Source organism: Natrinema soli (assembly GCF_028618695.1).
On sequence record NZ_JAQIVI010000839.1, the window covers coordinates 1 to 765 of the forward strand.

Annotated in this window: 1 protein-coding gene; it reads right to left on the reverse strand. The window is 68.5% G+C overall.

Annotated features, from left to right (window positions below):
* Nucleotides 1-2: 2 nt before the first annotated feature.
* The coding region (locus PGX04_RS33830; protein ID WP_273742474.1) for an endonuclease III domain-containing protein at nt 3-765 on the reverse strand (763 nt) is incomplete at its 5' end.

Here is a 765-nt window from a genome sequence, read left to right on the forward strand (position 1 = left end):
GCTCACTCGGGTGCGTCCGCCGGGTCGACGACCTCGCCCGTCGCGGGGTAGACTCCCACCTGATCGCAGATATCGGCCATCGGACAGGCGTCGGGATCCTCGAGACAGGCCGGCTTCCGCGCGGTGCAGTACTCGCGACCGAACTGGATCGTCGCCGTGTGACCGAACCCGCACTTCGCCGCGGGTACGTCGCGCTCGAGGACGGCCCGAACCCCCTCGTGGTCCGCGTCCGGCGGGGCGATCCCCATGCGACGATAGATCCGGTGGACGTGCGTGTCGACGGGAAAAACGCCGCCGCGACCGCCCGCGAAGAGCAGCACGCAGTCGGCGGTTTTCGGGCCGACGCCGCGGACCTCGAGCAGCGTCTCGCGCACCGTTTCGGGGTCCTCGTCCTTGACGAACGCATCGAATTCGGCCGCGGAGCCGAACGTCTCCACGACCCACGCCGCGGTGTCGATGAGCGTTTCGGACTTCTGGTTGTACAACCCCGCACCGCTGATCGTTTCGGCGAGAATCGACTGCTCGGCGCTCGCGAGCGATTCGGCGAGGTCGATTTCGCCCCCGTCATAGCGCTCGAGCAACGCGTCGTGGGCCGGCTGACTCGCCTTGTCGCTGGTGTTCTGACTCAGAATCGTCCGGACGAGGCAGGTGAACGCGTCCTGTCCGCCGTACGTTTTCTGCCAGTATCGCTCGCCCAGCCGGTCGACGACGCGTTCCGCTCGCGTGTCGGCCGTCGCGGGATCGAACTCCGCGGCCGCGCCGCCG